Here is a 5160-nt window from a genome sequence, read left to right on the forward strand (position 1 = left end):
CGGCCGCCCACGCCGAGGCCGAGGCGCTGCTCGAAGCGGCTGCGAGCCAGGCGGGCCAGCTGCGCGACGACGCCGCGAAACAGGCAGCGGCGCTCCGCGACGAGGCCGCTGCCGAGCATGCCCGAGCCGTGGAGACGGCGGCTGCACTGCTCGCCGAGGCCAGGGTCGAGGCCGATCGAGAGCTCGGTGCGGCGGCCGAGCAGACCGCCTGGGCCAAGGCCACCGTCGACTCCCTCCTCGTCGCCGGCGAGCAGGAGCGCCAGTCGCTGCGCAGCGCCGGGCACCGGGAGGCGGGCGAGCATGTCGCCGGCCACCGGCGCCGCGCCCAGGAGGTGTTGCACCGCATCACCGAGCGGCTGCGGGTCCAGGTCGCCGAGGCCGATCGCAGGGCCGTCGAGATCAGCGACGCGGCTGCCGACGTCGTGCTGGCCGCCAAGGCCGACGCGGCTCGCGTGCGGGCCGAGGCCGAGGCCGACGCGGACCGGGTGCGGCAGGAGGCGGAGTGGCAGGGCAACCGCGTGGCCGAGCGTGCGGAGCGGCGGCGCGCCGTGGCCGAAGCCGGCGCGGCGAGCCTGCGCAGCCAGACGGCCGAAGAGGTCGTCCGCACCCAGAATGCCGCCTCCGAAGAGCTGCGCCGGGCCAAGGAGGAGTCCCTGCGGATGCTCACCGAGGCGCGCGCCGCGGCGGACGACATGCGCCAGAAGGCCAAGGCGCTGCTGGCCGATGCGCGCCTCGAGGTCACCACCCTGCGCAGCCGCCGCGACGGCATCACCGCCGAGCTCAACCAGCTGTCCGGCGTCATCGAGGCGTTGGCGGTCTCGCCCGAGACACGGCCCGCCGAGGCCACCCCCAGACCCGACTCGCCCACCGACACCCCCAGCCCCCATGAAGAGGATCCGTCATGACCCAGTCCGACCCGCAGTTCCGTGTCGTCCTGCGCGGCTACGAACCCGCCCAGGTCGACCGCCGTCTCGCCGAGCTCGCCGAGCGGGTGGCGACCGCCGAGCAGCACGCCACGTCGTACGCCGAACGCGTGCGCCTGCTGGAGGAGCACGCCGCCGAAGGCGCCGGCCGGGAGTCGGAGCCGGTGGCGCCGCCGAGCTTCGAGCACCTCGGTGGGCGGATCGCCCAGATGCTGACGCTCGCCGACGAGGAGGCCGCGGCCGTCCGCGAGCGGGCTGAGGTCGAGGCCGAGCATCTTCGCAAGCAGGTCGAGCAGTCCGCCATCGGACTGCGGGACGAAGCCGACCACTACGCCGACCAGCGGCGCCGCGACGCCGACGCCGAGAGCGGTCGCGTCCTGTCCGATGCCCAGCGCGAGGCCGACGAGATCCGCGACGCCGCCGAGCGCGAGTCCGCCGTTCGCCGCCAGGAGGCCGAGGCCATCTACGAGGAGCAGCGTGCCAACGCGGCCCGGGCGGCGTCCGACTTCGAGACCACGCTGGCCGCTCGCCGCGAGCGCACCGCGGCCGAGTTCCGTGAGCAGCAGGGCGCCACCCAGCTCCAGCTCGAAACGCTGGGCAGCCAGGTCGAGGAGATGCGGGCCCGGGCCGACGAGGAGCGCGAAGCCGCCGACATCGAGTCCCGGCGCGTGCTCGCCGACGCGCAGAGCCAGGCGACCGCGATCGTGCGCGAGGCCCGCGCCAACGCGGAGCGGGTGCGTGCCGACTCCGAGCGCGAGCTCGCGGCCGCGACCCAGCGCCGCGACAGCATCAACGAGCAGCTCGTCAACGTTCGCCAGATGCTCACGACACTGTCGGGGTCCGCCGCCGGCATGCTCAGGGAGGAGCCCGCACCGGTGGAGGCGCAGACGCCGGAGTCCGTGCCGGTGGAGGAGGAGCCGGTGGAGTCCGTGCCGGTGGACGACGGGTCGGAAGAAGACCCAGCCTCCGACGAGGTCGAGGACGACGGACGGTCCTGACCTGCCCGCGGTGGCGTCGCGGCACGGGGGGAGGGCCTACGCCCGCGGCGAGACCGACGGACCGCTCGGGTTGAGCAGTGCGTCGGTGCCGCCGTCGATCACCAGCGTGGTGCCGACGACCAGCGAAGACTCGTCGCCGAGCAGCCAGGCGATCGCGGCCGCGACCTCCTCGGGGCGGCCGGGCCGGCCGAGGGCACTCGGGTAGGCGTCGACGAAGGCGCCGAGCTCGGGGTCGGCGCGCATGATCGCCGCCATCGGGGTCTCGACCAGCCCCGGCGCGATCGCGTTGAGGCGGATCCCGTCGGCCGCCCAGGCGGGGGCGTTGCGGCGTACCCACCACCGCAGCGCGGCCTTCGAGGCCGGATAGACCTGCACCGCCTCGACAGCACCGGCAGCGGCCCGGGCGACGGCCTCGTCCCCGGTGAGGATCGCCTCGGCGACCTCGACCGGCCAGCCGGGCTGGCACTCGACCGAGTTGGAGGAGAGCACGACGACGCTCGCGTCGCCGACGGCGGCCAGCAGCGGCCGCAGGCCGACCACGACGTCGACCGCGCCGAAGTAGTTGACCGACGCCACCAGAGCGCCGTCGCCGCCGGTGCCGCCGGCGATGCCGGCGCTCGCGACGAGGCCGTGGAGTACGCCGCACAGGGAACCCACTCCGTCGACGGCAGCCGTTCGTCCGGCGGGGGTCGAGAGGTCGGCGACCACGTCGGCGTCGACCCGGTCGATCGTGACGACGCGATGTCCGTCGGCTCGAAGGCGAGCGGTGGTGGCCGCACCGATGCCCGACGCGCCGCCGGTCACGGCGTAGGTCCTGGTCACTTGGCAACCTCGAGCGCGTGCCAGGCGGCGAGCAGCTCGCTCTCTCGTCGCGCGGTGATCCCGATCGCGGTCTCGCCGAGGGTGTCGCGGGCCGTCTCGGCGACGGGTCGCAGGCGCAGGCCGACCGCGATCGCCGGCCCGGCGTCGTGCGACATCATCGCGTCGTGCTCCGGCCGTGGCAGCCACAACGGGATCGACCCCTCACCCGCCCACGGCTGGACGTCCTGACCGGTCAGGAACTCGGAGTCGACCCAGGTGAAGGTCGCCTCGGAGCCCACGCCGGCGGCCACCTGCGTGAGCAGCTCACCGAGCGGCAGGGGGGACCCCACCGCGTCGAGGACACCCGTGGTCCGGGCCTCGCCGGCGTCGAGGAGCCAGGACGCGAGGTCGCGTACGTCGATCACCTGGACCACGTCGTCGGGCGACCCGGGCGCCAGCACCTCACCACCCCGGGCCAGCCGGTCGGGCCAGTAGGAGAAACGGCCGGACTCGTCGCCGGGGCCGACGATGAGGCCGGGTCGCACGATCATCGAGGACCGGGCCCCGCCGGTGACGAGCTGTTCGCAGGCGACCTTCATCGGGCCGTACGCCTCGGGGTCCTCCGCCAGGTCCGTGGTGATCGGCTCCACCGTGGACGAGGCGTCGTCGGCGTACACGTTGATGGTCGAGACGAAGACCCAGTGCGCGTCCGGGACGGCGACCACGGCGCGGCGCACGTGTGACGGCAGGCGGGCGACGTCGACGACCGCGTCCCATTCGCCCTCGAGCATCGTGGGCGGCGCGTCGAGCGAGCGGTCCCACGCCAGGTGGGTGACGCCGGCCGGCACCGGTCCCGACGACCCGCGGCAGGCGCAGGTGACGTCCCAGCCACGGGCCACCGCCCGCTCGGCCACTGCGCGGGAGAGGAACCTGGTGCCGCCGAGGACGAGGAGTCGCATCCGTTCACTCCACCGGGCTGCCCGGCCCACGGCAAGGGTGTTCGCGAGGGGCGCAACGGGGACGTCGGAACCCGACGCCGGAGGCCGGCACCGGGCCCTGGACTACTTGTAACACGTCGTCCGGTGCTCTTCCGCGCTGTTGCAACGACGTGGAAGAGCACCGGACAGCGTGTTACATGAAAGCGGGCAGGCCTAAGGCCCGCCCACCAGCCCCGTCACAGACCACGCGGCGGGGTCGTACGCCCCACGATCCACGCGTCGAAGAACGCCGAGAGCTCGAGCCCGGTCTCCCTCTCCCAGTGCGCATAGATGTCCTCGCGGGTGACCGACGTGTTGTCGTGCGCCGCCAGCCACGACCGTGCGATCCGGAAGAACTCGTCGTCGCCGACCTCGAGGCGCAGCTCGTTCCACATCAGGGCGGGCGAGTAGTAGATGTTCGAGCCGCCGAACTGCGCCGGGTCGTAGTCGCCGGGCGGTCCGTAGTCGTCGCGCAGCTGCTGGTCGAGGCCGCGCCAGGTGGCGATGGTGACGCCGATCCTGTTGCCCCGGTGGTCCGCCTCCCACAGCCCCTGCATCAGCATCGTCATGCCCTCGCTGAGCCAGACGTCGCGCCAGTCGGCGGGCGAGACCTGGTCGCCGAACCACTGGTGGACGAGCTCGTGCACGAGCACGGCGGGCGACCGGACGTACTCGTTGTTGCCGATCGTGACCAGCGTCTGCGTCTCCATCGCCGACATCGAGTCGGTGGCGAGGATGCCGGCGGAGCTGAACGGGTAGGGGCCCAGGCGCGCCTCGATCCAGTCGATCGCGTCGTTGCCGGCCGTCATGTCGTCGAGCACGAGCGGCTGGCCGCGCGGATACCAGTAGTCCAGCCGCACCCCGCTCTCGGAGGTGCCCGTCGAGTGTGCGTAGTCGCCGATGCCGAGGGTGATCAGGTAGGACGATGCGGGCTCGTCGAGCTGGAACTCGGTCGTCCGCTGCCCGTCCTCGGACGCGTCCGCCACCAGTCGACCGTTGGCGACCCCTGTCCACGGGTCAGGCGTGGTGACCGAGATGTCGTAGAGCGCCTTGTCGGCGGGCTGATCGTTGACGGGATACCAGCTGTAGGCGCCGTACGGCTCCTGCATCGTCCACACCTCGCCCCGGTCGGTGACGGTGAAGCCGAGCGTCGAGAAGTCGCGGCGCGTCGTGGGCGCCGGGACCGGGCGCGGCGTGCCGGCATACGAGATGACGAGCTCGTGCTCGCTGTCCTCGCTGACGCGCTGCTCGATGACGAGGTCCTTGCCGCGATGGGCGTACGCCGTCTCGTCGCCGTCCAGGGTCAGGCTCGAGACCTCCAGCGGGGCCGCGAGGTCGAGGCCGAATCGGCGGGCGTCGCGCGCGGCCCGGAACGTGATCGTCGCGGTGCCGCTCAGCGTGCGCGCCGCCGGCTGCCACGCGAGGTCGAGGTCGTAGAGCAGGGCGTCGACATCGGGCCCG

4 protein-coding genes and 1 pseudogene are annotated in these 5160 nt (G+C 73.4%); 2 read left to right on the forward strand and 3 right to left on the reverse strand.

Annotated elements, in window-relative coordinates:
• Both RMO85_RS06600 and RMO85_RS06605 read left to right on the forward strand, forming a co-directional pair.
• Positions 1-905: pseudogene (locus RMO85_RS06600) on the forward strand (hypothetical protein); the annotation flags it as partial.
• Positions 902-1921: a hypothetical protein gene (locus RMO85_RS06605; RefSeq protein ID WP_310527777.1), complete on the forward strand. Its 1020-nt coding sequence runs from the start codon at positions 902-904 to the stop codon at positions 1919-1921. The pseudogene RMO85_RS06600 and the gene RMO85_RS06605, both read left to right, overlap by 4 nt.
• 36 nt (positions 1922-1957) lie before the next feature.
• On the opposite strand, the gene RMO85_RS06610 is transcribed toward RMO85_RS06605, so the two are convergent.
• The 3 genes from RMO85_RS06610 to RMO85_RS06620 form a co-directional block, all read right to left on the reverse strand.
• Positions 1958-2743, reverse strand: a complete 786-nt coding sequence (locus tag RMO85_RS06610) for an SDR family oxidoreductase (RefSeq protein ID WP_310527780.1) — start codon at positions 2741-2743, stop codon at positions 1958-1960.
• Positions 2740-3681: an NAD-dependent epimerase/dehydratase family protein gene (locus RMO85_RS06615; protein ID WP_310527783.1), complete on the reverse strand. Its 942-nt coding sequence runs from the start codon at positions 3679-3681 to the stop codon at positions 2740-2742. Before RMO85_RS06615 ends, RMO85_RS06610 begins: the two co-directional genes overlap by 4 nt.
• 215 nt (positions 3682-3896) lie before the next feature.
• Positions 3897-5160, reverse strand: a 1264-nt coding sequence (locus RMO85_RS06620; RefSeq protein WP_310527785.1) for a M1 family metallopeptidase, incomplete at its 5' end; no start/stop codon positions are given.

Origin of the sequence: Nocardioides sp., from assembly GCF_031422975.1 — a bacterium.
Lineage (GTDB): Bacteria > Actinomycetota > Actinomycetes > Propionibacteriales > Nocardioidaceae > Nocardioides.